Here is a 26,008-nt window from a genome sequence, read left to right as displayed (position 1 = left end):
GAGGGAGAACATGAGCTCGACAAGCCCCACGGACGCCATCGGCTCCGCCCAGCCGCGCATCGACCTGGGCGGTCGGGTGACCGCGCTCGAGGAGGCGGCCGAGGCTGCTCGGGGCAGGCTCGACGACGCCCTGGTCGCCCACGTCGAGGATGTGGCCGCCCGCGCGACCGAGCGCATCCGCCTCTCGGCCGGCCACACGGTGGTCGGCATCGCCGGCGCCACCGGGTCGGGCAAGTCGTCGACCTTCAACGCCCTCACCGGGCTCGAGCTGTCGTCGGTCGGCGTGCGCCGTCCGACCACCTCGTGGGCCACGGCCTGCATCTGGGGCAGCGACGGCGCCGAGGAGCTCATGGAGTGGCTGGGCATCCCGCCGCGCCACCAGACGAGCCGCGACTCGATGCTCGACTCCAGCGAGCAGGACCACGACCTCGACGGCGTGGTGCTGCTCGACCTGCCCGACCACGACTCCACCGAGGTCTCCCACCACCTCGAGGTCGACCGTCTGGTGACGAAGGCCGACCTCCTCGTCTGGGTGCTCGACCCGCAGAAGTACGCCGACGCGGCCCTCCACGACCGCTACCTCAAGCCCTACGCGGCGCAGCAGGACGTCATGCTCGTCATCCTCAACCAGGTCGACGCCATCCCCGAGGAGCGCCGCGAGGCGATCCTCGACGACGTCCGCCGGCTCCTCGTCGACGACGGCCTCGAGCGGGTCCCGGTCGTGGGCGTGAGCGCGCGCGAGGGCTGGGGCATGGCCGAGCTGAAGGCCGAGATCGTCCGCCGGGTCGAGGCGAAGAAGGCCATGGTCGCCAAGCTCGACGCCGACATCGTCGAGGCGGCGGAGAAGCTGGCCGCGGCCACCGGCGACGCCCGGGCGCCCGAGCTGGCCGACGGCAGCATCGACGAGGTCCAGGCGGCCGTCGCCGTGGCGGCCGGCGTGCCGCCCCTCGTCGACGGTGTCGCCACCGTCGTCGCCGAGCGCACCCGCCGTGCGACGTCCTGGCCCCCGCTCACGTGGTTCAGCCGCGACCCGCTCCGCCGGGTCGAGGTCGACCTGGGCGACGACGCCGCCGCACTGCTGCGCGGCGCGGGCGAGCACCGTCCCGAGACGGTCAAGGTCCAGCGTGCGCGCCTCGAGGTCGCGGCGCGCGGCCTGGGCGACCGCGTCTCCGAGGGCCTGGTGCCGGCCTGGGCCGAGTCGGTCCAGCGGGCCGCGACGGGCCGGATGGACGAGCTCGCCGGGCGCATCGACTCCACCGTCGCCGACACCGACCTGCGGGCCACGTGGCTCCCGGGCTGGGTCAAGGCGCTCCGGGTCCTCCAGTGGGTGCTCCTCGTCGGGCTCGTCGTCGGCGTGCTCTGGTGGGTGCTGGGCGACCTCGCCGGGGTCGGCTCGCTGCCCACCCCGTCCGTCGTCGGGCTGCCCGCCGGCCTCGCGCTGGCCCTGGTGTCCCTGGTGCTCGCGGGCGTGATCGCGCTCGTCGGTCGCAGCGCGGCCGCCGGGGCGGGACGCCAGGCTGCCGAGGACGTCGACGGCGACCTGCGCTCCGCCACCGACGAGGCCGTCGACTCGCTCGTCCTCACGCCGGTGCGCGCCGAGCTCGAGGCCTACCGGTTGGTGCGGGCCCGCATCGCCTCGGCCCGCGTACGTCGCTCCTGACGCGCCGCTTCTCCTCCCCAGGCCGCTCCCGCGTCCTGCTCGTCCACCGGTCGCGCCGAGCCCCACCACGGGGCACGGCGCCCGGGGTTGGCTTGCTCCCGACGCCCGGCAGCAGCCGGGCCCGAGGAGAGGAGCAGCACCCATGAGCACCACGCAGATCACCGTCCAGGGCTGGGTCGGCAGCGACGTCAGCCACGACATCGCGCCGTCGGGCGTCGCCGTCGCGTCGTTCCGTCTGGGCTCGACGCCCTCGCGCCTGCAGCGCGACGGCTCGTGGCAGGACGGGGAGACGGCCTGGTACACCGTGAAGGCCTGGCGCGCGGTCGCCGACCAGCTGCGCGACTCGGTCCGCAAGGGCCAGCCGGTGCTGGTCACGGGCCGGCTCGTCGTCGACACCTGGCAGCGACCCGACGGCACCACCGCCGTCCGTCACGTCATCGAGGCCGTCGGCCTGGGCCACGACCTCACGAAGGGCACGGCCCAGTTCACGCGGTCGCGCTCCGCCGCCGCCGAGACGGGGGAGCAGCAGGACGGGCAGCGCACCGCCGAGGTGGAGCACCAGGCGGCCTGAGCCGTGTGGCCCCGGTCCCACCGCCCGGTGGGGCCGGGGAACCGTGGTGCGGGGGCGCTCCGGCGTGGCCTACGCTCGTCCTCATGGCCGATTACATCTTCACCCTGAAGAACGTCCGCAAGGCTCACGGCGACAAGGTCGTGCTCGACAACGTCACGCAGTCGTTCCTCAAGGGCGCCAAGATCGGTGTGGTCGGCCCGAACGGCGCCGGAAAGTCGTCGCTGCTGCGCATCATGGCCGGGCTCGACCACGCCAACAACGGTGAGGCGATCCTCGACCCCGACTCGACCGTCGGCATGCTCCAGCAGGAGCCGCCGCTGAGCGAGGGCAAGACGGTGCTCGAGAACGTCGAGGAGGCCGTGGCCGAGACGAAGGCCAAGATGGCCCGGCTCGACGAGCTCTACATGATGATGGGCGACCCGGACGCCGACCAGGACAAGGTCGCGACCGAGGCCGGTGACCTCCAGACCGAGCTCGACGCCTCGAACGTGTGGGACCTCGACAGCCGCCTCGACCAGGCGATGGACGCACTGCGCTGCCCGCCGCCGGACGCGATCGTCGACAACCTCTCCGGTGGTGAGCGCCGCCGTGTCGCGCTCTGCAAGCTGCTGCTCCAGGAGCCCGACCTCCTGCTGCTCGACGAGCCCACCAACCACCTCGACGCCGAGTCGGTGCAGTGGCTCGAGGGCCACCTGGCCACCTACAAGGGCGCCGTCCTCGCCATCACCCACGACCGGTACTTCCTCGACAACGTGGCCGAGTGGATCGCCGAGGTCGACCGCGGTCGCATCCACGGCTACGAGGGCAACTACTCCACCTACCTGGAGACGAAGAAGGACCGGCTCAAGATCGAGGGCCAGAAGGACGCCAAGCGCGCCAAGATGCTGGAGAAGGAGCTGGAGTGGGTCCGCTCCAACGCCAAGGCCCGCCAGACCAAGAGCAAGTCGCGTCTGGCCCGCTACGAGGAGATGGCGACCGCGGCCGAGCGTGACCGCAAGATCGACACCTCCGAGATCAACATCCCCGCCGGCCCGCGTCTCGGCGACATCGTGCTCGAGTCGAAGAAGCTCACCAAGGGCTTCGAGGACCGCGTGCTCATCGACGACCTGTCGTTCTCGCTCCCGCGCGCCGGCATCGTCGGCGTCATCGGCCCCAACGGCGTCGGCAAGACCACTCTGTTCCGCATGATCACCGGCAACGAGGAGCCCGACGAGGGCAAGCTCGACGTCGGTCAGACGGTCAAGCTGTCGTACGTCGACCAGAGCCGCGGCGGCCTCGACCCGAACAAGAACGTCTGGGAGGTCGTGTCCGACGGGCTCGACTTCATCAAGGTCGCCAACTTCGAGATGAACTCGCGCGCCTACGTCGCGTCGTTCGGCTTCAAGGGCCCCGACCAGCAGAAGAAGGCCGGGGTGCTCTCCGGTGGTGAGCGCAACCGCCTCAACCTGGCCCTGACGCTGAAGATGGGCGGCAACCTGCTGCTGCTCGACGAGCCCACCAACGACCTGGACGTCGAGACGCTGTCCTCCCTCGAGGACGCTCTCCTCGACTTCCCGGGCTGCGCCGTGGTCACGTCCCACGACCGGTGGTTCCTCGACCGGGTCGCGACCCACATCCTCGCCTGGGAGGGCGACAACGAGAACCCGGCCAAGTGGTTCTGGTTCGAGGGCAACTTCGCGGCGTACGAGGAGAACAAGATCGAGCGCCTCGGCATCGACGCCGCCCGCCCCCACCGCGTCACGCACCGCCGCCTGACCCGCGACTGACCTCGCGCCCCGCCGACGCCGACGGCCGCCGTACCCCCGCCGGGTGCGGCGGCCGTCGGCGTTCCCGGACCTCGGCGCCCGTCCCACCCGCTCACCCGGTCACCCGGTCACCGGCTCACCGGCTCACCGGGTTGCGGTGTGGGCGCCCCGTCCTGCCTGTCGCTGGCACCGCGACCCGCCGAGCTCGTGAGGTTGCGGTGTGGGCGCCCCGTCCTGCCTGTCGCTGGCACCGCGACCCGCCGAGCTCGTGAGGTTGCGGTGTGGGCGCCCCGTCATTCGCGGTAGGAGATACCCGTGTCATGGGTACGACGTACCGCGAACGGCGGGTCGGGGAGCGCTCACGGGCGTTCGCGGTAGGAGATACCCGTGTCACGGGTACGACGTACCGCGAACCGCGCGCCCGAGCCCCACCCGAGCCCCACCCGAGCCCCGAGCGCGACGAGGACTCAGACCGTCCCGGTCAGCGGATCTCCATCTCGGGGTGACCACCGATGAGGTTGTCGGTGACGGCGTCCATGACGCGTCCGAGGGCGGTGAAGTCGTCCTCACCGGCCACGTCGACGAGGTGGCGTCGTACGCCGGCGACGTGCGCCGGGGCCGCGCGCTGGAGGACCTCCCAGCCGATGTCGGTCATGCCGCAGAGCACGCCCCGTCCGTCCTCGACGCAGTTGTTGCGCAGGACCAGCCCGGCCTTCTCCATGCGCTTGACCGTGTGGGTGACGCGGCTGCGGCTGTGGCGCAGGGCGTCGGCGAGCACGGCCATCCGGAGCTGCCGACCTTCGCACTCGGAGAGCCGGACGAGGATCTCGTACTCCGCCAGCGAGAGCCCGAAGTCGTTGCGCAGCTCTTCGTCGAGCTTGTCCATCAGCAGGGTGGTCCCGATGACGAGGGCGCGCCACGCCCTCTGCTGGTCGGCGTCGAGCCACCGGGTTCCGTCGTCCACGGACCGATCCTAGTGAGTCCGGACGCTGCGTGTGCCTCCGTTCGGGCAGAACCCCGGCCCGTTGTCGGCCGGCGGTGGTAGACCAGGCTCATGGAGGTCACCCGCGACCAGGTGATGGCGTTCCGGGCCGCGGCCCACGGGCTGGGCGACGCGTCGGTCCCGCCCGTCGACCCGCTCGAGCTGCGAGTGCTCGACGTCGGGGTGCAGGACACGGGTGCCGACGGGGCACGCTGGGCGCTGGCGCTGCGGGGTGCCGATCCGGGTCCCGATCTGGACCCCGACCACCTGGTCCTCGCCTGGACGCTGCGCGGGGCGCCGCACGTCTACCGCCGCGCCGACGTGGCGGCCGTGGCGGCCGCGGTGGCGCCGTACGACGAGGGCGACGCGAGCAAGCGCATCGTCGACGCCGGCAGACCGCTGCGCGCGGCGGGCCTGACGGTGCGCGAGGGCCTCGCCGTGGTGGCGTCCACGATGCGCGAGATCGTCACCGGCCCCACGGTGAAGGGCGACCTCTCGCGGGAGCTGTCGGCACGGCTGCCGGCGCCGTACCTGCGGGAGTGCCGGCCCTGCCAGGCGGTCCACACCTACGAGCAGCCCTTCCGGCTCGCGGCCCTCCAAGCGGGGCTCGAGCTCGAGCCGGGCACCTCGCCCCCGGTCGTGCGGCGCGTCCCGGGATGGGCCGGCCCGGCGGCGGAGGTGCCGGCCCGGCTGGACGCGGTGCGCGCGGTGCTGCGGGTCAACGGGCCGATGACACCCGCTCACGTCGCCGGCTACCTCGACGGCACCCTCGCGGCGACGAAGGCCCACGCCGCCGGCCTCGGCGACCTCGTCGACGTCACGCTGCCCGACGACCCCGCCGGTCCGCGCGCCGTGCGGTGGCTGGCCGAGGCCGACCAGGCCCTGCTGGCCGACCCGCCGACCCCGCGGGGCGTCCGTCTGCTCGGCCCCTTCGACCCGTTCCTGCAGTCGAAGGACCGGGCGCTGCTCCTGCCCGACGAGGCCGCCCGCACGGAGCTGTGGCGCACGCTCGGTCGGCCCGGTGCGATCTGGTACGACGGGGAGCTCGTCGGGTCCTGGCGTCCCCGGACCTCCGGCCGCCGGCTCCGGCTCGCGGTGGCGACCTGGTCGGGCGACGCACCCGCCGGAGCGCTGGCGCGGGGCGTCGAGGCGGCCGCCGAGACGCTCGCCGGGGTGCGCGGCCAGACCTACGACGGGCTCGCCTGACGAGCGCGCGCCCGGGGGAGCGGTCAGACCGGCGGGGCGTCGTCCTTGCCCGCGGAGGCGCCCGGCGTACCCGCCGTGCCCGGTGCCGCATCGGGACCCGCCGCGTCGCCCGCCGCGCCGGAGCGGTCGTCGCGGTGCCAGATGACGCGCTGCTGGAACGGGATCTCGATGCCCTCGTGGTCGAACCGGGCCTTGATGCGCTCGCGGAGCGTGCGGGCGACGGCCCACTGCTGCATGGGGGCGGTCTTCACCAGCACGCGCAGGTTGACGGAGTCGGCGGCCAGCATCTCGACCCCGGTCACCTCCGGCTCCTCGATGATGATGCCCCGGAAGTCCTCGTCCTCCCACATGTCGTGGGCGACCTCGGTCAGCACGCGCTTCACGCGCACGAGGTCCTCGCCGTACCCGACGCCGACGTCCACGACGGCCCGCGCCCAGTTCTGGCTCATGTTGCCGATCCGGAGGATCTCGCCGTTGCGGACGTACCAGACGGTCCCGTCCTGCGCGCGCAGCCGCGTGACCCGCAGGCTGACGGCCTCGACCGTGCCGATGGCCTCGCCGGCGTCGATCACGTCGCCCACGCCGTACTGGTCCTCGATGATCATGAAGATGCCGGAGAGGAAGTCCTTCACCAGGCTCTGCGCGCCGAAACCGAGGGCCACACCGACGACCCCGGCGCTGGCGATGAGGGGCGCGACGTTCACGCCGATCTCGGCGAGCACCATGATGCCGACGATCCCGTAGACGACGCCGGTCACGGTGCTCTTCAGCAGCGACCCCATCGTCGCCGCGCGTTGGCCGCGGCGGGCGGCCGCGGCGGAGGTGGCCGTGCCCGCGTCACCGTGCTCGCGCGCGGCGACGTTGCCGAGCGAGATCCGGCCGGACCTGCCGGCGAGCACGCCGTGCTCGGCGCGGCGCACGACGCGGTCGATGAGCCGGTGCAGCAGCCAGCGCGCGAACCAGCCGAGGAGGATGAGGCCCAGCACGGCGGCCGGCTTGCCGAGGAGCACCTCGGCGAGCTGGGAGGCGGTCTCGTTCTCGGTCATGGACCACATGACGCGGCACGACCAGGCTTGGTTGGGGTCACAGACAGCGGGAGTGGCGAGTACGTTCATCGCCGACCAGTATCAACACACCGCTGGTGAGCCCGGGGCACCGACGGGCCCCCTGGGGCCGTGAACGGGACGCGGACCCTCCTCCCGCCGGGTTCTGGCACCATCAGGCCGTGCGCCACCTCTACCTGTGTCCCCTCCGTTGGGCCGACCTCGACCTGCTCGGCCACGTCAACAACGTCGTGTACGTCGACTACCTGCAGGAGGCGCGCATCGACATGCTGACGACGCACGCCCCCGACCGCCGGGCCGACGAGCTCGCCGAGGGGGTGGTCGTGGCGCAGCACCGGGTGACCTACCTGACCCCGTTGACCCTGCGCGACAGCGTCGCGGTGGAGTGCTGGGTGACCGAGATCCGGGCCGCCTCGTTCACGATGGCCTACGAGGTCTTCGACACCGACGCCGACGGGGAGCGCATCGTCTTCCTGCGCGCCACCTCGGTGCTCACGCCGTTCGTCTTCGCCGAGGAGCGCCCGCGGCGCATCACGCCGGAGGAGCGTGAGGTGCTCACCCGCTTCCTCGAGCCCGAGGAGGCCGCACCGCGCCTCTCCCTCTCGACGCCCGAGCTCGACCGCGAGGCCCACTGGCCGCTGCGCATCCGCTTCTCGGACGTCGACGTCTTCGGCCACGTCAACAACGTGAAGTACTTCGAGTACTTCCAGGAGGCCCGCATCCACGCCGCGCGCCGCATGTTCGCGGGCCTGGCGGAGCAGGCGGCCGAGGAGCGCATCGACGTCGTCGTCGCCCAGCTCGACGTGGAGTACAAGCGCCCGATCCTGTTCCGGTCCGAGCCCTACGACTCGTGGACGTGGGTCTCCCGGGTGGGGCGGTCGTCGTACGACGTGAGCAGCGAGATCCGCGACGGCGACCAGCTGCTGTCGCGCTCGCGGTGCGTGCTCGTGAGCTTCGACGCCCGTACGCAGCGTGCGGCGACCCCGCCGCCCGAGTACCACGAGCGGCTGCTGACGAGCCTGCGCTCCTGAGTCGTCACCGGCGGCCCCGACGATCTCGGTGCACACGCGTGCACCGGTGGGTGATTCAAACTTCAACGTCTTTGCTCATACGTCAGTCGGCGCGGGGGTACTGGGGGCTCAGGCCACGGATCCGGGGCTCATCCACCACCAGCACGAGGAGCACCCATGTCCACCCACTCCGCCACCCCCGCAGACCGCCACACTCCCGCAGACCGCCACGCCGTCGTCGAGCGTGAGAAGGAGGCCTTCGGCGGGGTCAAGATCTTCTGCGCCTTCTTCGGCTGGCTGGCCGCCATGGGCATGACGGTGCTGCTGACCGGCCTGGTGGCCGCGGCCGGCGCCGGCGTCGGCCTGGTCACCGACGCCTCCGACGCGGCCGACGCGGCCTCCGCCAACGGGATCTCGGCCGAGGAGATCGGTTGGGCCGGCGTGATCCTGGTGCTGGCCATCGTCTTCGTGGCCTACTACAGCGGCGGGTACGTCGCCGGCCGCATGGCCCGCTTCGACGGCATCCGCCAGGGCATCGCCGTCTTCGGCTGGGCGGTCGTCGCCGCCGTCGTCCTCGCGATCCTCGGGGCCGTCGCCGGCGCCCGCTACGACGTGCTCGACGACCTGAACGTCTTCCCGCGCATCCCGGGCGACCTCTCCGACCTCAGCATCGCCGCCGTCGTCGTCCTGGTGGGCGTCGTGGTCGCCAGCCTCGTCGGCGCGGCGCTCGGCGGTCTCGCGGGCATGCACTTCCACCGCAAGGTCGACCGCACCGGCCTCGGTCGCTGAACCGAACCGGGGGCGAGGCGGCGTCAGTCGTCGAGCGTGTTGACCATGAACTGCGCGGCGTGGGTGACGTACTCCCAGAACCGCTGGTCCTGCTCGGGCGTCAGCGCCGCCTCGTCCAGCCCGGCCCGGAAGTGCACGAGCCAGCGCTCGGCGGCGGCGGGCGTCACGGTGAACGGTGCGTGCCGCATCCGCAGGCGCGGGTGCCCGCGCTCCTGCGAGTACGTCGTGGGCCCGCCCCAGTACTGGACCAGGAAGAGCCGGAAACGCTCCTCGGCGGGGCCGAGGTCCTCCTCGGGATACATCGGTCGGAGCAGCGGGTCGTCGGCGACGCCCGCGTAGAACCGGTGGACGATCGTGGTGATCGTCGGCTCGCCGCCGATCTCGTCGTAGAAGGTGGTCGTCATCGCTCCCCATCATGGCGCACGGGCGAGCACGCGGGGCGGCGGGTGGCACCGACCACGGATTGCTGCCTGGGTGCCCGCGGCCACCGCGGGGGCGATATCCTCGGCTCCGTGACCGCACTCGCGCAGCCCCGTTCCGCTCGACGTCCGCACCGGCGCCTCGCTCGACGCGCTGCCACGCTCGGGGTGGCGACCGCGGCGGTGCTCCTCGTCGCCCACCCGGCCCACGCCGACGTCCCGCTCGGATGGGGTCCGCCGGAGCAGACCGACGGCACCGACTTCCTCACCGTGCTGTGGCTGCTCATCGGCATCCCGCTCGGGCTCATCCTCCTGATCGTGGCCGCCATCTACCTGCCGGCGATCGCTCGCGGGGAGAGCGTGAAGCCCGGCGCCGACCGCCGGGCCGACGCCGAGTGGCTGGGCGGCCCGCGCCGCGCACCGAACGAGCTCGCGGCGCCCGACGGCGAGAACTCCCAGGCGGGTGGCGCAAGTGGGCGCTGGTGACGGGCTCTCCAACCGTGAGCGTCAGCTGATCGACGCCACGATCCGCACGGCGGAGCAGCTCTGCCGCTTCGAGTTCTCGGTCTACCTCGGCCCTGCGCGCGGTGAGCCGCGGGCCTACGCCACGCAGCTCCACAACTCGCTGGTCGCCCCGGCGCGCAGCATCCTGATCATGGTCGACCTCGACGCGCGTGCGGTCGAGATCGTCACGGGTGGCGTCGTGCGCCGCACCCTCGACGACACCCAGGTGCAGCTCGCCATCGCCCAGATGCAGTCGTCGTTCGCCGACCACGACGTCGTCGGCGGCCTCAACCGCGGCATCGTGCACCTCGCGGAGCACGCGCAGACCCCGCGCGACCCGCACGCCGTCACGGGCTGAGCAAGCCCGGGCAAGCCCCAGCAAGCCCGGACGAGACTCCGGTACGACGAAACGCCCCTCCCCGACCAGGTCGGGGAGGGGCGTTCGTCGTACGACGGCAGCCGGCCGGGGTCAGCCCGCGTCGCGCTCCTGGGCGGCGAGGGCACGGGCCATGTCGGACCGGCCCTCTCCGACGTACCGCTTGGCGGCGGGGTTCGCGTCCGAGGTGAGGATCCACTCGTCCACGCGGGCGAGGGTCTCCGGCGAGGTGAGCGGCAGCGGGAACATGCCGACGAGCACCGTGGAGGCGCGCTGCGTGCCCTTCTCCTCCCAGATGGTCTCGGCCGTGGCCAGGTACTTCTCCAGGTACGGCGCGAGCACCTCGGCCTGGTCGGAGCGGCAGAACGAGTAGGCCACCTGGCGCTGCGTCTCGTTCGCGACGTCGTCGCGCTCGACGGCGTCGCGCCACGCGGCGGCCTTGGCCTCGGCGGTCGGACGCGCGGTGCGGGCGGCCGCGGCCCGCTCCTGGCCGGAGATGGTGGTGTCGCGCTCCAGCTCCTCGGCGATCCGGTCCTCCTCCGCGCGGCCGGCGGCCGCGAGGGAGGCCACGAGCGCCCAGCGCACGTCGGTGTCGACGTCCAGGCCCTCGATGACGACGGAGCCGTCGAGGATCGCTGCGACGAGGTCGACCGCCTCGTCGGTGTGGGCGGCCGCCGCGAAGGCGCGGGTCAGCGCGAGCTGCGCGTCCGAGCCCGGCTCGGCGTTCTCGAGCAGCTCCCGCAGGCCGCTCTCCCAGCGGGCGCGCACGGCGGCCCGCCCGGCGGGGGCGGTGTAGTAGGCGACGGCCTGGCCGGCGTACGTGGGCAGGCGGCCGACGGCGGTCATGTCGGTCTCCGTGGCGAGCCCCCGCAGCACGAGCTCGACGAAGTCGGCGGCGCGCATCTCGGCGTCGCGCGTCATGTCCCAGGTCGCGCCCCAGAGCAGGGCGCGCACGAGCGTGTCGTCGAGCGTGTCGACGTGGGCGACCGCCGTGGCGAGCGAGACGTCGTCGAGGCGGATCTTGGCGTAGGTGAGGTCGCCGTCGTTGAGCAGCAGCAGCGCGGGGCGCCGTACGCCCGCCAGCTCGGTCACGACGGTGCGCTCGCCGCGCACGTCGGTCTCGACGTAGCCCTCCTCGCCGGCACGGCGCACGAGGCGGCCGTCGACGAGGTCGTAGAGGCCGATGCCGAGGCGGTGGCGCCGCAGCGTCGGGTAGTCGGGGGCGGCCGACTGGAGGACCGCGAACGAGGTGATGACGCCGTCGGCGTCGGTCTCGATCGCCGGCGCGAGCGTGTTGACGCCCGAGGTCTGCAGCCACTCCTGGGCCCAGCCGGCGAGCTCGCGGCCCGACGCCTTTTCGAGCGAGGCCAGGAGGTCGGCGAAGGTCGAGTTCCCGAAGGCGTGCGCCTTGAAGTAGGCGCGCAGGCCGGCGAGGAACTCGTCGATGCCCACCCAGGCCACGAGCTGCTTCAGCGTGGAGGCGCCCTTGGCGTAGGTGATGCCGTCGAAGTTGACCTCCACGGCCTCGAGGTCGTGGTTGTCGGCGGCGATCGGGTGGGTCGAGGGCAGCTGGTCCTGGCGGTAGGCCCAGTTCTTGCGGGCGTTGGTGAAGCCCGTCCACGCGTCGACGTACTTCGTCGCCTCGACGAGCGCGTGGTGCGACGCCCACTCGGCGAACGACTCGTTGAGCCAGAGGTCGTCCCACCAGCGCATGGTGACGAGGTCGCCGAACCACATGTGCGCCATCTCGTGGAGCACCGTGTTGGCGCGCTGCTCGTAGAAGGAGTGCGTCTGGCGCGAGCGCGGGAGGTACTCGTCGCGGTAGGTCACGCAGCCCGCGTTCTCCATCGCGCCCATGTTGTACTCCGGCACGAACAGCTGGTCGTACTTGCCGAACGGGTAGGGGAAGTCGAACTTCTCCTCGTAGAACGCGAAGCCCTGCTTGGTCAGCTCGAAGAGCTCGTCGCGGTCGAGGTAGGGCTCGACGGACGCGCGGCAGTAGAGGCCGAGATCGATCTCGCCGTGCGCGCCGACGTACGTGTCGCGCACCTCGACGTACTCGCCGGCCACGAGCGCGGTGATGTAGGTCGACATGCGCTCGGTGACGGGGAACCGCCAGACGCCGCTGCCGTCGCCCGTGCGCTCCGGCTCCGGGGTGACGGCGTTGGAGACGACCTTCCAGTCCTCGGGCGCCGTCACGGTGAAGGTGAAGACCGTCTTGAGGTCGGGCTGCTCGAACGTCGTGTAGACGCGGCGGGCGTCGGGCACCTCGAACTGCGAGTAGAGGTAGACGCGGCCGTCGGCGGGGTCGACGAAGCGGTGCAGGCCCTCGCCGGTGTGGCTGTAGGGCAGCAGGGCGCTCACCCGCAGCTCGTTGTCGGCCGCCAGACCGGCGAGCTCGATGCGGCTGTCGCGGTAGACCGCGGCGGCGTCGAGCTCGGTGCCGTTGAGCTCGATGCGCACGTCCGTGCCGCCGACGAGGTCGGCGAAGGTCGTCGCTCCGGGCTCGGCGCAGGTGAAGCGCAGCACGGTGGTGCTGGCGAACATCGCGTCGCCGACGGTCAGGTCGAGCTCCACGGTGGCGGAGGCGACGTCCAGGAGGTCGGCCCGGGAGGCGGCCTCGTCGCGGGTCAGGTTGGTTCCAGGCATGCGCCCGATCATGTCACCGCCCTCCCCGCGGGGGCGGTCGGGGGAATCGGCGGGCACCGGCCCGTGTTGACCTCGGCATGACCACCGATGCGTCCGCAGCCGTCGCTGCGCCCGAGAAGGCCGACAAGACCACCGCCGACTTCTGGTTCGACCCGCTGTGCCCCTTCGCCTGGATCACCTCGCGCTGGATCCTCGAGGTCGAGAAGGTCCGCGACATCGAGGTGAGCTGGAGCGTCATGAGCCTCGCCTACCTCAACGCCGACAAGGACATCCCGGAGGACTACCGGAAGATGCTCGAGACCGCCTGGGGCCCGGTGCGCGTCTGCATCGCCGCCGAGCAGGAGCACGGCAAGGAGGTGCTGCTGCCGCTCTACACCGCGCTCGGCAACCGCAAGCACCTCGAGCAGCAGGACTTCACCCGCGAGGTCATCGAGGCCGCGCTGACCGAGGCCGGGCTGCCGACCGAGCTGGCCGACGCCGCCGACTCGACCGACTTCGACGAGGCGCTCAAGAAGTCGCACCACGCCGGCATGGACCAGGTCGGCATGGAGGTCGGCACGCCCGTCATCTCCATCGACGGCACCGCGTTCTTCGGCCCCGTGCTCACGAAGATCCCGCGCGGCGAGGAGGCCGGCAAGCTCTGGGACGCCTCCGTGGCCCTCGCGGCGTACCCCTACTTCTTCGAGCTCAAGCGCACCCGCACCGGAGAGCTCGACTTCAGCTGAGCCCCCGCGCCTCCCGGTCCGCCGGCGAGCGCGTACGACGACCCGCCCGCGGCCCTGCGCCGCCGGCGGGTCGTCGTGCGTCGGGCTCGGGTCAGCTGGAGGCCGCAGCGGCGGACGAGCTGGCGACGACGGCGGTGATGACGGCGGTGTTGATGGCCTCGACGGCACGACGCACGGCCGCGGAGGCGACCTCGCCCTCCGCGACGGCCTTGGCCCGCTTCTTCACGGCGCGACCCTCGGAGCCCGTGGCGCCGATCGTCTTGTGGGCCCGGTCGATCGCGTGCAGGAGTCCGACCAGCGCCGCCGTCCGCTCGTCCGGCTCCGCGCCGTCGAGCAGCACGGCGCGCACGGTGCGCCGTACCTCGTCCTCGTGGGCCGAGTCGACCGTCGGCCAGGTGGTGCGCGGGAAGAGACCGAGCACGCGGCCCTCCTCCCGGCGGAGGATCCCGCGCTCCACGAGCCGGTCGGTGAGGCGCTCGCGCAGGTCCTTGCCGAGGGGGCCGAGCAGGGCCTGGGCCGTGCGGGGCTTCTGGGCCACCACGGCGAGGGCGTCGGCGAGGAGCGGGTCGTCGACGGACGCCCCCTTCGCAGGTACGACGTGGGGCTGCGCCCCGAAGCCGAGGACCGTCCGCTCCTCCATCTCGACGGCGTCCGCGACGGCGAGCTCGGCGAGCACCGCTCCGGCCAGGGCCTCCTTGACGAAGCTCTGCTGCACCAGCGCGCCCGAGTCGTCGTCGAGCAGGAGCAGCAGCAGGTCCTCCGCGATCAGGCTCATGGAGCCAGCCAAGCAGCCCGGGGCCCTCCGATCCAGGGGCGTCGGGGTCCGTCCCTCGGACCCACCCCGTCGGGGCATCGACGGCCCGGGGGGTCGTGGTCCACCATGGATCGATGGTCTCGGACAACCTCTCGGGTCACACACGTCGCCGCGCCCTGCTGACCGGGGCCGGCTCGATCGCCGCCGCCGGCGCGCTGGCCGCGGCCGGCCCAGCCGCAGCGGCGGCCGCTGCCGCTCCCGCCCGCACCCCCGCCCGCACGACGGCGCGCCCCGCCGCCGACCCCGCCCGTGCCCGGCTGGCCGCCGCCGGCCACGGCGGGCTGCGCCGGGGATCGCTGCCGCTGGGCCTCACCGGCCCGGGCGGGCCGCGCACGGCCACCGCCGCCGGCGACCGGTTCTCGACCGTCGCGGTCACCTGGTCCACCGGGTCGCCGGCGCTCTCGATCCGCACCCGCACCCCCGACGGGGTCTGGCGGGGCTGGGAGCCCTTGAGCCACCTGCACGACGGGCCGACCCGCGACACCGACGAGTGGCGGGCCGCCCGCCGTACGCAGGCCTCGGTGCCGCACTGGGTGGGCGACTCCGACGCCGTCGAGGTCGCCGCCGACGGGCCCGTGCGCGACCTGCGGGTCGAGCTGCTCGACGCCACCCCGCAGGAGCTCGCGCCGGCCACCTCGGGCGTCCAGGCCAGGTCGGCGCCGGTGTCGAAGATCTACACCCGCGCTGAGTGGGGCGCCGACGAGTCGCTCCGCGACGGCACGCTGCGCTACCTGCCCGCGCTGCAGCAGGTGCACGTGCACCACACGGCGGGCGCGAACGGCTACGCGGCGGCCGACGTGCCGCGCATCCTGCGCTCGATCTACGCGTACCACACGCTCACGCTGGGCTGGTCCGACGTGGGCTACAACCTGTTCGTCGACAAGTTCGGCCGGGCCTTCGAGGGCCGGGCCGGCGGGGCCCGCCGGCTGGTCCGCGGCGCCCACACCCTGGGCTTCAACCACAACTCGTGCGGCATCGCGCTGCTCGGCAACCACGAGGGCGCGCGTCCGAGCTCGACCGCGGTCGCGCAGGTGGTGGCGCTGGCGGCGTACAAGTTCGACCTCTACGGGCTGCGCGCCGACCGCAAGATCAACGTGGTCTCGGAGGGCAGCGACAAGTACCCGAAGAGCGCGAAGGCCTACCTCTGGGCGATGGACTCGCACCGCGACACGAACGACACGGCGTGCCCGGGTCGCTACGTGCACGAGGCGATGACCAACATCCGGACGATGACCCAGGCGCGCATCGACGCCTACTGAGTCCGGCGGGTGGCCCGTCGACCGCCGATGGGTGGGTCGGCGGGCCCGGCTCCTAGGATCGACCCCATGAGCCACGTCCTGTCCGCCGTCGCCTGGCCGTACGCCAACGGCCCCCGCCACATCGGCCACGTCGCCGGTTTCGGCGTGCCCTCCGACGTCTTCTCGCGCTACATGCGCATGGCGGGCCACGACGTGCTGATGGTGTCGGGGTCCGACGAGCACGGCACGCCGATCCTCATCGCCGCCGACGAGGCCGGCATGACGGCGCAGGAGCTGGCCGACAAGAACCACCGCCTCATCGTCGAGGACCTCGTCGCCCTCGGCATCTCCTACGACCTCTACACGCGCACCACGACGCGCAACCACTACGCCGTCGTGCAGGAGCTGTTCACCGGCGTCTACGAGAACGGCTACTTCGTCGAGCAGACGACGTACGGCGCCATCTCGCCGTCGACGGGCCGCACGCTGCCCGACCGCTACATCGAGGGCACCTGCCCGATCTGCGGGTACGACGGCGCGCGCGGCGACCAGTGCGACAACTGCGGCAACCAGCTCGACCCGGCGGACCTGAAGAACCCGGTCTCGCGCATCAACGGCGAGACGCCGGAGTTCGTCGAGACGCAGCACTTCTTCCTCGACCTGCCGGCCCTGGCCGACGCGCTGGGGGAGTGGCTCGACGAGCGCGAGGCGTCCGGCACGTGGCGCCCGAACGTCATCCGCTTCTCGAAGAACATCCTCGGCGAGATCCGCCCGCGCGCCATGACGCGCGACATCGACTGGGGCATCCCGGTGCCGCTCGACGGCTGGCGCGACAACCCGACGAAGAAGCTCTACGTCTGGTTCGACGCGGTCGTCGGCTACCTCTCGGCGTCGATCGAGTGGGCCCGCCGCACCGGCGACCCGGAGGCGTGGCGCGCCTGGTGGAACGACCCCGAGGCCCTCGCCTACTACTTCATGGGCAAGGACAACATCACCTTCCACAGCCAGATCTGGCCCGCCGAGCTGCTGGCGTACGCCGGCAAGGGCAGCCGGGGCGGCGAGCTGCACACGTACGGCGACCTCCACCTGCCGACCGAGGTCGTCAGCAGCGAGTTCCTCACGATGGAGGGCCGCAAGTTCTCCTCGTCGAAGAAGGTCGTCATCTACGTGCGCGACCTGCTCGCCCGCTACCAGCCCGACGCGTTCCGCTACTTCGTGGCGGCCGCCGGCCCCGAGGCCCAGGACAGCGACTTCACCTGGGCCGAGTTCGTGCGCCGGACCAACGACGAGCTCGTCGCCGGCTGGGGCAACCTGGTCAACCGCACCGCCACCCTGATCGCGAAGAACTTCGGCCAGATCCCGCCGGCCGGTCCGCTCGAGGAGGCCGACGTCGCGCTGCTCGCGCGCGTCGAGGAGACGTTCGACCTGGTGGGCGACCTCGTGCGCCGCCACCGCCAGAAGGCGGCGATCGGCGAGGCGATGAAGACCGTCGGCGAGGTCAACAAGTACGTCACCGACACCGCGCCGTGGACGCTCAAGGGCGACGACCAGCGCGAGCGCCTCGGCACCGTGCTGCACGTGCTCGCCCAGTGCGTGAGCGACCTCAACACGGTCCTCTCGCCGTTCCTGCCGCACTCCTCGAACGCCGTCGACGTCGTGTACGGCGGGGCCGGCGACCTGCAGCCCATGCCCGCGATCGACGAGGTCGACGACCTCGACGGCGGCGCCGGCTACCCCGTCATCACCGGCGACTACACGACGGCCCGCGCATGGCGCCGTACGCCGCTCGAGGTCGGCCGCCCGGTCGCCAAGCCGACCCCCGTCTTCACCAAGCTCGACCCCGCCCTCGTCGACGAGGAGCTCGAGCGCCTCGGTTCGTGAGGCCGGGCGGGTCGGGCCCTTGCGCGCCGGCCCTGCTCGCGCCCGGCCCCGTGTAACGCGGTGTCCGAGCTACTGCACACGCCTCAGAACACGTGTGCAGTTGCCCGGACACCGCGTTGCACGTGGGTGAGGTGGAGCGACACGACCCCTCTCAGGGCCTGCGCTCGGCGGTGACGTCGAGCTCGACCACGTCGGCGCCGAGCACCTGGGCGGCCTGCTCGTCCGCGGGACCGCTGCCGCGGAACGCCTCGACGGCCGCCTGCGACTCCCAGCGTTCGAGGATGTTGATCCGCCCCTCGTCCAGCAGGTCGGCCGACAGGGCGAAGTCGAGGCAGCCGGGGGCGGCGCGCGCGAGGCGCACCACCTCGCGGCACCCGTCGAGGTACGACGCCCGCTCGGCGGCCGCGACCCGCAGGTGCCCCGCGACGACCACCTGGGGCCCGGTCCGGTGATGGGTGCTCATGGTCCGTGGTGACCCGTGCGGGTCGCCGGACTCATCGGTCGCCGGGTCGCCCCAGCAGCACGGACAGCGGCGAACCGCGTCGTACGACGCCTGCCGGCTGGCTGCCGGCGAAGGTCGCCGCTTCTCGTGCCGGTCGGTCCTCGACCCGGTCGGCACGAACTGCAACGCCCGAGGCGTCTGCCACGTAGAGGGTGTGTGGGCAGAGTCGAGGGGGTGGCCGTGGCCGACGCGCGACGGGCGACGAGGGGTGGGCTCCGGCAGGACCTGAGTAGCGACTTCGCCGAGTGGGTCGCGGCCCGCGGCCCTGCCCTGCACCGGTTCGCGCACCTGGTCACAGGTGGCGCGACCGTGACGGCCGACGCGGCGGACCTCGTCCAGGACGCCCTCGTCGGGGCGTACCCGCGGTGGCAGGAGCTGGCCCGGTCGGGTACGGCGGAGGCCTACGTCCGACGCAGCATCGTCAACGCCTCGGTGACCCGGTGGCGCCAGCAGCGGCGGCTCGTCGCCGTACCGGACGCCGAGCCCCACGTGGCGGCCGACGCCCACCACCCCGACCCGACCGCTGCGCTCGCCGACGCCGCGCTCGCCTGGCGGCTCTGCGCCGACCTGCCACCGACGCAGCGGGCCGCGGTGGTGCTGCGCTTCTACGACGACTGGACGTTCGGCGAGATCGCCCGCGTCCTCGACTGCACCGAGTCCACCGCCCGCTCGCACATCCACCGCGCGCTCGCCGTCCTGCGCACGCGCCTCGCCGAGGAGGGCGACGATGACTGAGGACCGAACGGATCGAGCCGAGGAGGCCTTCCGTGCGGCGTTCGCGGAGCAGGCTGACGACCTGTCGGTCACCGGCGCCGACACCACCGCGTGGGCCGAGGCCGCACGCTGTACGACGCGTCGACGACGGCTCCCCGTCGCCGTGGCGGCTGCGGTCGTCGCCGTGCTCGGAGGCACCCTGCTCGTGGTCGACGTGCTGGCGGAGCCGGGTGGTCCGGCCCCGGCCGAGGCCCCGGTGGTCGAGACCGAGCGGGTCGACGGCGCGATCGCGCCCCGCGACGGGTGGCGTTGGGTCGAGCGTGGTGGTGTGGCCGTGCAGGTGCCGGAGGGGTGGGCGCAGGAGTCTCTGATGTGCGGGGGTGCGTGGACCGGGGGCGCTCCGGCGGTGGCGAGCGTGGGTGCAGACGACTACGCGACCCTGGCGGACTGCATGGGGCGCCCCGGTCGCGACAGCCTGGGCACGGACGCCGTCACGGAGGAGGCGTTCCCTCCGGTCGCGGTCAGCCTGTGGCGCACGATCCTGATCATCGAGGACGCCGGCACGGTCTACGACGGCGACCGGCAGGACGCGGTCGAGGTGCCGGACGGCACGTACACCTACGAGGGCTGGACCCTCGACCGGACGACGTACGGCGGCACCCGGGTGACCCTGCTCAGCGACGAGGAGCACGAGGAACTGGCGACCGAGGTCCTCGCGTCGGTCGTGGTGGACGACCTCAGTCCCTCCGGTTGCCGGGCGATCGAGGAGTTCGGGCAGGAGCGGCACCCGGCGTCGGAGACCGACACCGTGGCCCGCGCCGCGACGGTGTGCGGGTACGGCGCCTTCCCCAGGAAGAGCGGCGACGAGCCCGTGCACGGTCTGGAGGCATCCCGCCGCCTCGATGCCGGGGCCGCCGCCGGGCTGACGGCCGCCCTGCGGTCCGCACCCCTCCTGCCGGAGGACCCCGCCCTCTGCGAGTACCGGCTCGACGTCCCCTACGTCCAGCTCGTACGCCTCTTCGGCGACGACGACGTGCGCGAGCTCGAGGTCGCCGTCTACGACTGCGCCGTCCAGTTCGACGGCACCTGGCGGACCCTCACCGACGAGGTCGCGTCGTTCCTCGTCCGGCCCGACCCCGTGTGACGGGGGGTGTCGGCGGTGCCCCGTCGCCCCCGGGGTCGCTACCGTCCCTCCCATGAGCGCACCCATGTACCTGCCGAAGTTCTTCGTGAAGCAGCGCATCACGATGATGGTGAACCGCTACGAGATCATCGCGGCCAACCCCGACGGCAGCGAGGGGCAGCTGATGGCCGTGGCCCAGCAGAAGCGGATGGCGCTGAAGGAGGAGGTCGTCTTCTTCACCGACGACAGCCGTTCGCGGGCCGTCTTCGGGTTCAAGGCGCGCCGCAAGCTCGACCTCGGCGCCGGCTACGACGTCACCGACGAGAACGGCCAGCCGATCGGCTACTTCAAGAAGGACTTCGGCAAGAGCTTCCTGCGCTCGACCTTCCAGATCGAGGGCCCGGGCTTCGCGGGCTCCGGCCAGGAGCGCAGCCCGTTCGTCGCGATCCTGCGTCGCATCAGCGACTTCCCGTTCCTGCGCTTCCACTTCGACTTCACCGACGCCGCGGGTCAGCCGCTGCTGTCGTCGCAGCGCCAGGCCTCCCTGCGCGACAAGTACACGGTCGACGTGCACGACCCCCGGGTCGACTTCCGCGTGGCCGCCGCCGTCGCCGTGGGGCTCGACGCCCTGCTGGCCCGCTGAGGCCCGCCGTGCTGCACCCGCAGGCCCGCGCCGCCGTCGAGGCCGGCGCCGCCGACCTCTCCGTCACCGACCCCGCGTTCGACGTCGTCACCGCCCGCGCCCTCTCCGTGCAGGCCGCGCTCGCCGTTCCCAAGGAGGCGGTCGCCGAGGCCCTCGACGTCGACGCCGACGGCGTGCCCTGCCGGCTCTACCGGCCCGCCCAGCCCTCGCCGGTGCCGTCGTACCCCGTCGGGCCGGGCGTGATCGTGCACCTGCACGGCGGCGGCTTCGTGCTCAACGACGTCGAGGTGCACGACGCGGTCGCGCGACGCCTGGCCAACCGGTCCGGCCTCGCCGTCCTCAGCGTCGACTACCGCCGTCCGCCCGAGCACCGGTTCCCGGCCGCGCCCGACGACGTCGACACGGTGCTGGGCTGGCTCGACGCGCACGCCGACGAGCTGGGGCTCGCGGGCCCGACGTACGCCCACGGCGACTCGGCCGGCGCCAACCTCGCGCTCGTCGCGGCCCTGCGCCACCCGGGCCGGTTCGCGGCGGTGGCGCTCATCTACCCGTTCCTCGACCCGACCGCGGGCCACGAGTCCTACCGCACGAACACCGAGGGCTTCGACCCGAGCGAGGCGGCCTGGTACTGGGAGCAGTACGCCCGCGACCGCTCCGACCTCGAGCACCCCGACCTCGCGCCCCTGCGCTCGACGGCGCTCGGCACGCTGCCGCCGACGCTCGTGGTGACCGCCGAGCACGACCCGCTGCGCGACGAGGGCGAGGTGCTCGCGGAGCGCCTGGCCGAGGAGGGCGTGCACGTCGTCGGCGTCCGCTACCAGGGGATGGTCCACGGGTTCTGGCGCCACACGGACGTCTTCGACGCGGCCGAGCCGCTGATGGTGCAGGTCATCGGGTTCCTGCGGCTCCACCCGTAGGCCGCGCGCCGGTCGCCGGACCGGACCGCCGCGTGGCGGCAGGGCTCTGAGACACTGCCGCCATGCGCGTTCACCTCGGTTCCGACCACGCCGGCCTCGAGCTCAAGGACCACCTCCTCAACTGGCTCGCCGACCACGGCTACGAGGCCGTCGACCACGGCCCGTTCGCCTTCGACGCCCAGGACGACTACCCGGTCTTCTGCCTGCGGGCGGCCGAGGGCGTCGCCGCCGAGCAGGCCGACGGCCAGGACAGCCTGGGCGTCGTCATCGGCGGCTCCGGCAACGGCGAGCAGATGGCCGCCAACAAGGTCGTCGGCGTGCGCGCCGCCCTCGTCTGGTCGACCGCGACCGCCGAGCTGGCCCGCCAGCACAACGACGCCAACGTGATCTCGGTCGGCGGCCGCCAGCACACGCTGGAGGAGATGACGAGCTTCGTCGACACCTTCCTCACCACCCCGTTCTCCGACGAGGAGCGCCACGTGCGCCGCATCGCGCAGCTCGCGGACTACGAGGTCACCCGCGACCTCCCGCCGCTGCCCGCCTCCGCCCTGCCGGGGTACGACGCCGGCTCCGGCACCTCGGTCTGAGCCCCGCGACGTGCCCGAGGGCCACACCCTCCACCGCCTCGCCGGGGAGCTGGGCGACGCGTTCGCCGGCCGGCGGGTGCGTGTGGGCAGCCCGCAGGGTCGTTTCGCGACCGAGGCGGCGCAGCTCGACGGGGCCGTGCTCGAGCACGCGGAGGCGTGGGGCAAGCACCTCTTCCTCGACCTCGGCGCCGACCGCCTCGTGCACGTGCACCTCGGTCTCTACGGCAAGCTCGACGTACGGCGTACCGACCCCGGCGAGCCGGTGCCCGACCCCGTCGGCGAGGTGCGGCTGCGGCTCGTGACGGCCGGCCCCGACCCGGACGGCACCACGGCGTACGCCGACCTGCGGGGCGCGACGGCCTGCGAGCTGCTGACCGGCGCCGGACGCGACGCGGTGGTCGACCGGCTCGGCCCCGACCCGCTCCGCGACGACGCCGACCCGGACCGTGCCTGGGCCCGCCTCTCGCGCAGCCGCACGAGCATCGCGGCCCTGCTCATGGACCAGAAGGTGCTCGCGGGGGTCGGCAACGTCTACCGCGCCGAGGTGCTCTTCCGCCACCGGCTCGACCCCTACCGCGCGGGTACGACGCTGCGCCGGGGCCGCTTCGACGAGCTGTGGGCCGACCTGGGGGTGCTGATGCGCGAGGGCGTGCGCACGGGACGCATCGACACGGTGCGGCCCGAGCACACGCCGGAGGCCATGGGACGACCCCCGAGGGTGGACGACCACGGCGGCGAGGTCTACGTCTACCGACGCCACGGCCAGGCGTGCCTGGTCTGCGGGGCGACGGTCCGCAGCGCCGACCTGGTCCAGCGCACCCTGTACTGGTGTGGGCGATGCCAGCGCCCGTTCCGCCCCCGCGGCGTACAGTGAACGGATCCGACCGTGAAGGGCAAGGCATGACTGCACTCCACGCGTCGTCTCGGACCACCCCCGTTCCCCGTTCCCGGAGCGTCGTGCGCCGTGACGCACGCCGCTACCTCGCGACGAACCGCGCCCTCGTGGCGCTGGTGGCGACGACCTCCGTGCTCGGCGTGCTCATCTCCCTGGCCCCCACGCGCTTCCCCGTGAACATGCTGATGGTGCCCGTCGTGGTCTCCACGCTGTTCCTGCGACCGCGCCAGCTCGCCCGCTTCATCGTGTTCGCGATGGCGGTGCTCGCCGTGACGCTGCTGTTCCAGCCCGTCTACTCGGCACGGCTCTGGGCGTCGGTCGGTGTCTACTCCTTCGTCGGCCTCTTCGTCTTCGCCACCTCGATGCGCCGCTCGCGGCTCGGCCTCGGCGGCGTCGAGGGCGAGTCGATGCTCGTCGACCTGCGAGACCGGATCCAGGCGCAGGGGCGCCTGCCCGAGCTGCCGGCCGGCTGGGAGGCCGACGCGCTCGTGCGACCGGCCGACGGCACACCGTTCAGCGGCGACTTCTTCTGCGTCTCGGAGTCCGCGTGCGCGGGTCGGCTCGACGTGGTGCTGGTCGACGTCTCGGGCAAGGGCGTGAAGGCCGGCACCCGCTCGCTGCAGCTGTCGGGCGCCCTCAGCGGCCTGCTCGGCGCCGTCGGACCGGAGCAGCTGCTGGGTGCGGCCAACGACTTCCTGCTGCGGCAGAACTGGAGCGAGGGCTTCGCCACCGCGGTCTACCTCTCGGTCGACCTGGGGTCGGGCCACTTCGACGTCTACACCGCCGGACACCCGCCGGCGCTCGTGCTGCGCGCCGGCGAGGCCCTCGAGCGCATCGACCTCTCCGGCCCGCTGCTCGGGGTCATGCCGGACGCCGCCTACCCGGCCGTGAGCGGTCGGCTCGAGCCGGGGGACGCGCTCGTGGTCTACACGGACGGCCTCGTCGAGGCGTCCGGCGTCGACATCGACGACGGCATCGACCTGCTCGGCGAGGTCCTGCTCCGGGAGTCCGCCCCCGCGGGCGACGGCGCGGTGCGCCAGCTCGCGTCCCGGGCGGCGACGGGCGGGCCGGCGGTCGGCGTCGTGGAGCGCGTGGTCGACGAGGTGGGCACCCCGTCCGACGACTGCGCGCTGCTGGTGCTGCGCCGCACCTGAGTTGGGGGCCGTGCCGACCCGTGTGGCACGATGACATCCGCGTGTCGCGGGCCCCGGGGACGGGGCTTCGAGGTGTGTGCGCGGATGTAGCTCAATGGTAGAGCCCCAGTCTTCCAAACTGGCTACGCGGGTTCGATTCCCGTCATCCGCTCCAAGTGTGGTCAACGAGGCCCCGTCTGCGCAGGTCAGGATGCGCGCAGGCAGGTCCGAGCGGGCCCTCTTGGCGGGGCGTAGCGTAGTGGCTAGCGCGCCTGCTTTGGGAGCAGGAGATCGCAGGTTCGAGTCCTGTCGCCCCGACGAGACAACCGATGCATCCCTGCCGAACGACTGAGGAGAAACACCTGTGAAGAGCGCCGTCGAGTCCTTGAGCCCGACCCGGGCCAAGCTCACCGTCGAGGTGCCCTTCGAGGAGCTCAAGCCGAGCCTCGACAAGGCGTACAAGACGATCGCCCAGCAGATCAACATCCCCGGCTTCCGTCGGGGCAAGGTGCCGCCCGCGGTCATCGACCGCCAGGTCGGCCGGGGCGCCGTGCTCGACCAGGCGATCAACGAGGCCCTGCCGAAGGCGTACTCGGAGGCCCTGAACGAGAACGGTCTCGAGCCGCTGACGCAGCCCGAGATCGAGGTGACCCGTCTCGAGGACCGCGAGCTCGTCGAGTTCACGGCCGAGATGGACGTCAAGCCCGAGATCGAGCTCCCCGACTACGAGGGCCTCGAGGCCGAGGTCGAGGATTTCGCCGTCACCGACGAGGACGTCGACACCCAGGTCGAGGCCCTCCGTGAGCGCTTCGGCACCCTCATCGACGTCGAGCGCGCCGCCGCCGACGGCGACTTCGTGACGATCGACCTCGTGGCCACCAAGGACGGCGAGGTCGTCCCGGGCGCCGAGGTCTCCGACATGTCCTACAAGGTCGGTCGCGGCGGCATGCTCGACGGCCTCGACGAGGCCATCGAGGGTCTCTCGGCCGGCGAGTCGAAGGACTTCACGTCCGAGCTCGTGGGCGGCGACCTGGTGGGCGAGAACGTCGACGTCACCGTCAAGGTCTCCGCCGTGCAGGAGCAGGAGCTGCCCGAGCTCGACGACGAGTTCGCCCAGATGGCGTCGGAGTTCGACACCGTCGACGAGCTGGTCGCCGACGTGCGTGCCCGCCTCGAGCGCGGCAAGCGCCTCGAGCAGGCCGCCGCCGCCCGCGACGCGGTGCTCGAGGTCCTCCTCGAGAAGGTCTCGATCCCGCTCCCGGAGACCATGGTCACCGAGACGCTCAACTCGCAGCGCGCCAACATCGAGCAGCAGCTCGGCATGGCGAACCTGACGATGGACAAGTACCTCGAGGACGAGGGCAAGACCATCGAGGAGTTCGAGGCCGACATGGAGCGCAACGTCCGCGACGCGGTCGCCGCCCAGTTCGTGCTCGACGAGATCGCGAAGAAGGAAGAGCTCGGCGTCGAGCAGGCCGACCTCTCGCAGCACATCGTGCGTCGCGCCCAGCAGTCCGGTCAGGACCCGCAGGAGTTCGCGAACCACATGTTCGAGCACAACCACATCCCGGAGCTCATCTCCGAGATCCTGCGCGGCAAGGCCCTCGCGACGCTCGTCGAGTCGGCGGTCGTGAAGGACGCGTCGGGCAACGTGGTCGAGCTCAAGAACCTGCGCCCGGACGGCACCATCGGCGAGCCTGAGGACGAGGCCGCCGAGGGTGACGACGACGCCGCGGTCGAGGCCGCTGCCGACGACACGGCTGACGCGACCGACGCCGACGCCACCGCGGCCAACGAGGCCCCCGCGGCCGACGAGGCCGAGGGCGCCGAGAAGAGCTGACCGGACGACCGACGTAACCAG

General features: G+C 72.7%; 25 protein-coding genes and 2 tRNA genes. 21 read left to right on the top strand and 6 right to left on the bottom strand.

The annotated features are described in order from the left end of the window. Positions 1–10: 10 nt before the first annotated feature. The 3 genes from K329_RS0105335 to ettA all read left to right on the top strand — a co-directional run bounded on the left by K329_RS0105335 (position 11) and on the right by ettA (position 3,997). Positions 11–1,660 carry a GTPase gene (locus tag K329_RS0105335; RefSeq protein WP_052336375.1) on the top strand — a complete coding sequence of 550 codons (1,650 nt, stop codon included), beginning with the start codon at positions 11–13 and terminating at the stop codon, positions 1,658–1,660. Positions 1,661–1,802: 142 nt separating this feature from the next. Further along, positions 1,803–2,231, top strand: a complete 429-nt coding sequence (locus tag K329_RS24775; RefSeq protein WP_052336374.1) for a single-stranded DNA-binding protein — start codon at positions 1,803–1,805, stop codon at positions 2,229–2,231. 83 nt (positions 2,232–2,314) lie between these two features. Beyond that, complete coding sequence (ettA, locus tag K329_RS0105325; protein WP_028472246.1) at positions 2,315–3,997, top strand: energy-dependent translational throttle protein EttA; 1,683 nt, start codon at positions 2,315–2,317, stop codon at positions 3,995–3,997. Positions 3,998–4,457: 460 nt separating this feature from the next. Here the strand turns inward: ettA and K329_RS0105320 are convergent, their stop codons facing one another. After that, positions 4,458–4,940, bottom strand: a complete 483-nt coding sequence (locus tag K329_RS0105320; protein ID WP_028472245.1) for a MarR family winged helix-turn-helix transcriptional regulator — start codon at positions 4,938–4,940, stop codon at positions 4,458–4,460. Positions 4,941–5,030: 90 nt separating this feature from the next. Between K329_RS0105320 and K329_RS0105315 the strand changes: the two genes are divergently transcribed. Further along, on the top strand, positions 5,031–6,164 hold the full coding sequence (locus K329_RS0105315) for a DNA glycosylase AlkZ-like family protein (protein WP_028472244.1): 1,134 nt from the start codon (positions 5,031–5,033) through the stop codon (positions 6,162–6,164). 23 nt (positions 6,165–6,187) lie between these two features. Here the strand turns inward: K329_RS0105315 and K329_RS24770 are convergent, their stop codons facing one another. Continuing rightward, positions 6,188–7,210: a mechanosensitive ion channel family protein gene (locus K329_RS24770; RefSeq protein WP_245596439.1), complete on the bottom strand. Its 1,023-nt coding sequence runs from the start codon at positions 7,208–7,210 to the stop codon at positions 6,188–6,190. A 179-nt stretch (positions 7,211–7,389) separates the two neighbouring features. Between K329_RS24770 and K329_RS0105305 the strand changes: the two genes are divergently transcribed. After that, a complete protein-coding gene (locus K329_RS0105305; RefSeq protein ID WP_028472243.1) occupies positions 7,390–8,259 on the top strand; it encodes an acyl-CoA thioesterase in 870 nt (289 codons plus the stop codon). Positions 8,260–8,415: 156 nt separating this feature from the next. Further along, the gene (locus K329_RS24765; RefSeq protein ID WP_052336373.1) at positions 8,416–9,027 is read left to right on the top strand and encodes a hypothetical protein; all 612 of its coding nucleotides are present in this window, start codon (positions 8,416–8,418) and stop codon (positions 9,025–9,027) included. Between the two features lie 23 nt (positions 9,028–9,050). Here K329_RS24765 and K329_RS0105295 read toward each other — a convergent pair whose 3' ends face one another. Beyond that, the gene (locus tag K329_RS0105295) at positions 9,051–9,431 is read right to left on the bottom strand and encodes a globin (RefSeq protein ID WP_028472242.1); all 381 of its coding nucleotides are present in this window, start codon (positions 9,429–9,431) and stop codon (positions 9,051–9,053) included. Positions 9,432–9,539: 108 nt separating this feature from the next. Between K329_RS0105295 and K329_RS0105290 the strand changes: the two genes are divergently transcribed. After that, on the top strand, positions 9,540–9,932 hold the full coding sequence (locus K329_RS0105290) for a hypothetical protein (protein ID WP_157571568.1): 393 nt from the start codon (positions 9,540–9,542) through the stop codon (positions 9,930–9,932). Next, positions 9,919–10,308, top strand: a complete 390-nt coding sequence (locus tag K329_RS0105285; protein WP_028472240.1) for a DUF5130 family protein — start codon at positions 9,919–9,921, stop codon at positions 10,306–10,308. The genes K329_RS0105290 and K329_RS0105285 overlap by 14 nt, the downstream gene beginning before the upstream one ends. A gap of 111 nt (positions 10,309–10,419) precedes the next feature. Here K329_RS0105285 and pepN read toward each other — a convergent pair whose 3' ends face one another. Continuing rightward, positions 10,420–12,975 carry an aminopeptidase N gene (pepN, locus tag K329_RS0105280; RefSeq protein ID WP_028472239.1) on the bottom strand — a complete coding sequence of 852 codons (2,556 nt, stop codon included), beginning with the start codon at positions 12,973–12,975 and terminating at the stop codon, positions 10,420–10,422. Positions 12,976–13,052: 77 nt separating this feature from the next. Here pepN and K329_RS0105275 point away from each other — a divergent pair, with 77 nt between their 5' ends. Further along, positions 13,053–13,700, top strand: coding sequence for a mycothiol-dependent nitroreductase Rv2466c family protein (locus K329_RS0105275; RefSeq protein WP_028472238.1), 648 nt, complete (start codon positions 13,053–13,055; stop codon positions 13,698–13,700). A 91-nt stretch (positions 13,701–13,791) separates the two neighbouring features. On the opposite strand, the gene K329_RS0105270 is transcribed toward K329_RS0105275, so the two are convergent. Next, positions 13,792–14,475 carry a GOLPH3/VPS74 family protein gene (locus tag K329_RS0105270; protein ID WP_028472237.1) on the bottom strand — a complete coding sequence of 228 codons (684 nt, stop codon included), beginning with the start codon at positions 14,473–14,475 and terminating at the stop codon, positions 13,792–13,794. 113 nt (positions 14,476–14,588) lie between these two features. Here K329_RS0105270 and K329_RS24755 point away from each other — a divergent pair, with 113 nt between their 5' ends. Next, positions 14,589–15,773 carry an N-acetylmuramoyl-L-alanine amidase gene (locus tag K329_RS24755; protein WP_028472236.1) on the top strand — a complete coding sequence of 395 codons (1,185 nt, stop codon included), beginning with the start codon at positions 14,589–14,591 and terminating at the stop codon, positions 15,771–15,773. A 66-nt stretch (positions 15,774–15,839) separates the two neighbouring features. Then, positions 15,840–17,633, top strand: a complete 1,794-nt coding sequence (gene metG / locus K329_RS0105260) for a methionine--tRNA ligase (RefSeq protein ID WP_028472235.1) — start codon at positions 15,840–15,842, stop codon at positions 17,631–17,633. A 151-nt stretch (positions 17,634–17,784) separates the two neighbouring features. Here the strand turns inward: metG and K329_RS0105255 are convergent, their stop codons facing one another. Next, complete coding sequence (locus K329_RS0105255) at positions 17,785–18,096, bottom strand: putative quinol monooxygenase (protein ID WP_028472234.1); 312 nt, start codon at positions 18,094–18,096, stop codon at positions 17,785–17,787. Positions 18,097–18,315: 219 nt separating this feature from the next. Here K329_RS0105255 and K329_RS24750 point away from each other — a divergent pair, with 219 nt between their 5' ends. The 10 genes from K329_RS24750 to tig all read left to right on the top strand — a co-directional run bounded on the left by K329_RS24750 (position 18,316) and on the right by tig (position 25,987). Continuing rightward, complete coding sequence (locus K329_RS24750) at positions 18,316–18,870, top strand: SigE family RNA polymerase sigma factor (protein WP_245596438.1); 555 nt, start codon at positions 18,316–18,318, stop codon at positions 18,868–18,870. Further along, complete coding sequence (locus K329_RS0105240) at positions 18,863–19,993, top strand: hypothetical protein (protein ID WP_028472233.1); 1,131 nt, start codon at positions 18,863–18,865, stop codon at positions 19,991–19,993. The genes K329_RS24750 and K329_RS0105240 overlap by 8 nt, the downstream gene beginning before the upstream one ends. 52 nt (positions 19,994–20,045) lie before the next feature. Next, entirely contained in the window at positions 20,046–20,615 is a 570-nt protein-coding gene (locus K329_RS0105235; protein WP_028472232.1) for an LURP-one-related family protein, read from the top strand. Between the two features lie 8 nt (positions 20,616–20,623). Next, positions 20,624–21,532: an alpha/beta hydrolase gene (locus K329_RS0105230; RefSeq protein WP_028472231.1), complete on the top strand. Its 909-nt coding sequence runs from the start codon at positions 20,624–20,626 to the stop codon at positions 21,530–21,532. 62 nt (positions 21,533–21,594) lie between these two features. Further along, a complete protein-coding gene (locus tag K329_RS24745) occupies positions 21,595–22,119 on the top strand; it encodes a ribose-5-phosphate isomerase (protein WP_052336372.1) in 525 nt (174 codons plus the stop codon). Positions 22,120–22,129: 10 nt separating this feature from the next. Continuing rightward, positions 22,130–22,993, top strand: coding sequence for an Fpg/Nei family DNA glycosylase (locus K329_RS0105220; protein ID WP_028472230.1), 864 nt, complete (start codon positions 22,130–22,132; stop codon positions 22,991–22,993). A gap of 83 nt (positions 22,994–23,076) precedes the next feature. Next, positions 23,077–24,168: a PP2C family protein-serine/threonine phosphatase gene (locus tag K329_RS0105215; RefSeq protein WP_052336371.1), complete on the top strand. Its 1,092-nt coding sequence runs from the start codon at positions 23,077–23,079 to the stop codon at positions 24,166–24,168. Positions 24,169–24,248: 80 nt separating this feature from the next. After that, positions 24,249–24,322 (top strand) — tRNA-Gly (locus K329_RS0105210). Between the two features lie 70 nt (positions 24,323–24,392). Further along, positions 24,393–24,465, top strand: a tRNA-Pro gene (locus tag K329_RS0105205). Between the two features lie 46 nt (positions 24,466–24,511). Next, positions 24,512–25,987, top strand: coding sequence for a trigger factor (gene tig / locus K329_RS24740; RefSeq protein ID WP_043642034.1), 1,476 nt, complete (start codon positions 24,512–24,514; stop codon positions 25,985–25,987). The last annotated feature ends 21 nt before the right edge of the window (positions 25,988–26,008 follow it).

Source organism: Nocardioides alkalitolerans DSM 16699 (assembly GCF_000426525.1).
Classification (GTDB): Bacteria; Actinomycetota; Actinomycetes; order Propionibacteriales; family Nocardioidaceae; genus Nocardioides; species Nocardioides alkalitolerans.
The sequence above is the reverse complement of the archived record's forward strand: the minus strand, read 5'-3'. Positions and strand labels throughout refer to the sequence as shown.

Excerpts from the sequence above, each read along its gene's own strand:
- K329_RS0105335 (WP_052336375.1), top strand. The coding sequence starts at position 11 with ATGAGCTCGACAAGCCCCACGGACGCCATCGGCTCCGCCCAGCCGCGC.
- K329_RS24775 (WP_052336374.1), top strand. The coding sequence starts at position 1,803 with ATGAGCACCACGCAGATCACCGTCCAGGGCTGGGTCGGCAGCGACGTC.
- ettA (WP_028472246.1), top strand. The coding sequence starts at position 2,315 with ATGGCCGATTACATCTTCACCCTGAAGAACGTCCGCAAGGCTCACGGC.
- K329_RS0105315 (WP_028472244.1), top strand. The coding sequence starts at position 5,031 with ATGGAGGTCACCCGCGACCAGGTGATGGCGTTCCGGGCCGCGGCCCAC.
- K329_RS24770 (WP_245596439.1), bottom strand. The coding sequence starts at position 7,210 with ATGACCGAGAACGAGACCGCCTCCCAGCTCGCCGAGGTGCTCCTCGGC.
- K329_RS24765 (WP_052336373.1), top strand. The coding sequence starts at position 8,416 with ATGTCCACCCACTCCGCCACCCCCGCAGACCGCCACACTCCCGCAGAC.
- K329_RS0105295 (WP_028472242.1), bottom strand. The coding sequence starts at position 9,431 with ATGACGACCACCTTCTACGACGAGATCGGCGGCGAGCCGACGATCACC.
- pepN (WP_028472239.1), bottom strand. The coding sequence starts at position 12,975 with ATGCCTGGAACCAACCTGACCCGCGACGAGGCCGCCTCCCGGGCCGAC.
- K329_RS0105275 (WP_028472238.1), top strand. The coding sequence starts at position 13,053 with ATGACCACCGATGCGTCCGCAGCCGTCGCTGCGCCCGAGAAGGCCGAC.
- K329_RS0105270 (WP_028472237.1), bottom strand. The coding sequence starts at position 14,475 with ATGAGCCTGATCGCGGAGGACCTGCTGCTGCTCCTGCTCGACGACGAC.
- K329_RS24755 (WP_028472236.1), top strand. The coding sequence starts at position 14,589 with ATGGTCTCGGACAACCTCTCGGGTCACACACGTCGCCGCGCCCTGCTG.
- metG (WP_028472235.1), top strand. The coding sequence starts at position 15,840 with ATGAGCCACGTCCTGTCCGCCGTCGCCTGGCCGTACGCCAACGGCCCC.
- K329_RS0105255 (WP_028472234.1), bottom strand. The coding sequence starts at position 18,096 with ATGAGCACCCATCACCGGACCGGGCCCCAGGTGGTCGTCGCGGGGCAC.
- K329_RS0105240 (WP_028472233.1), top strand. The coding sequence starts at position 18,863 with ATGACTGAGGACCGAACGGATCGAGCCGAGGAGGCCTTCCGTGCGGCG.
- K329_RS0105235 (WP_028472232.1), top strand. The coding sequence starts at position 20,046 with ATGAGCGCACCCATGTACCTGCCGAAGTTCTTCGTGAAGCAGCGCATC.
- K329_RS24745 (WP_052336372.1), top strand. The coding sequence starts at position 21,595 with ATGCGCGTTCACCTCGGTTCCGACCACGCCGGCCTCGAGCTCAAGGAC.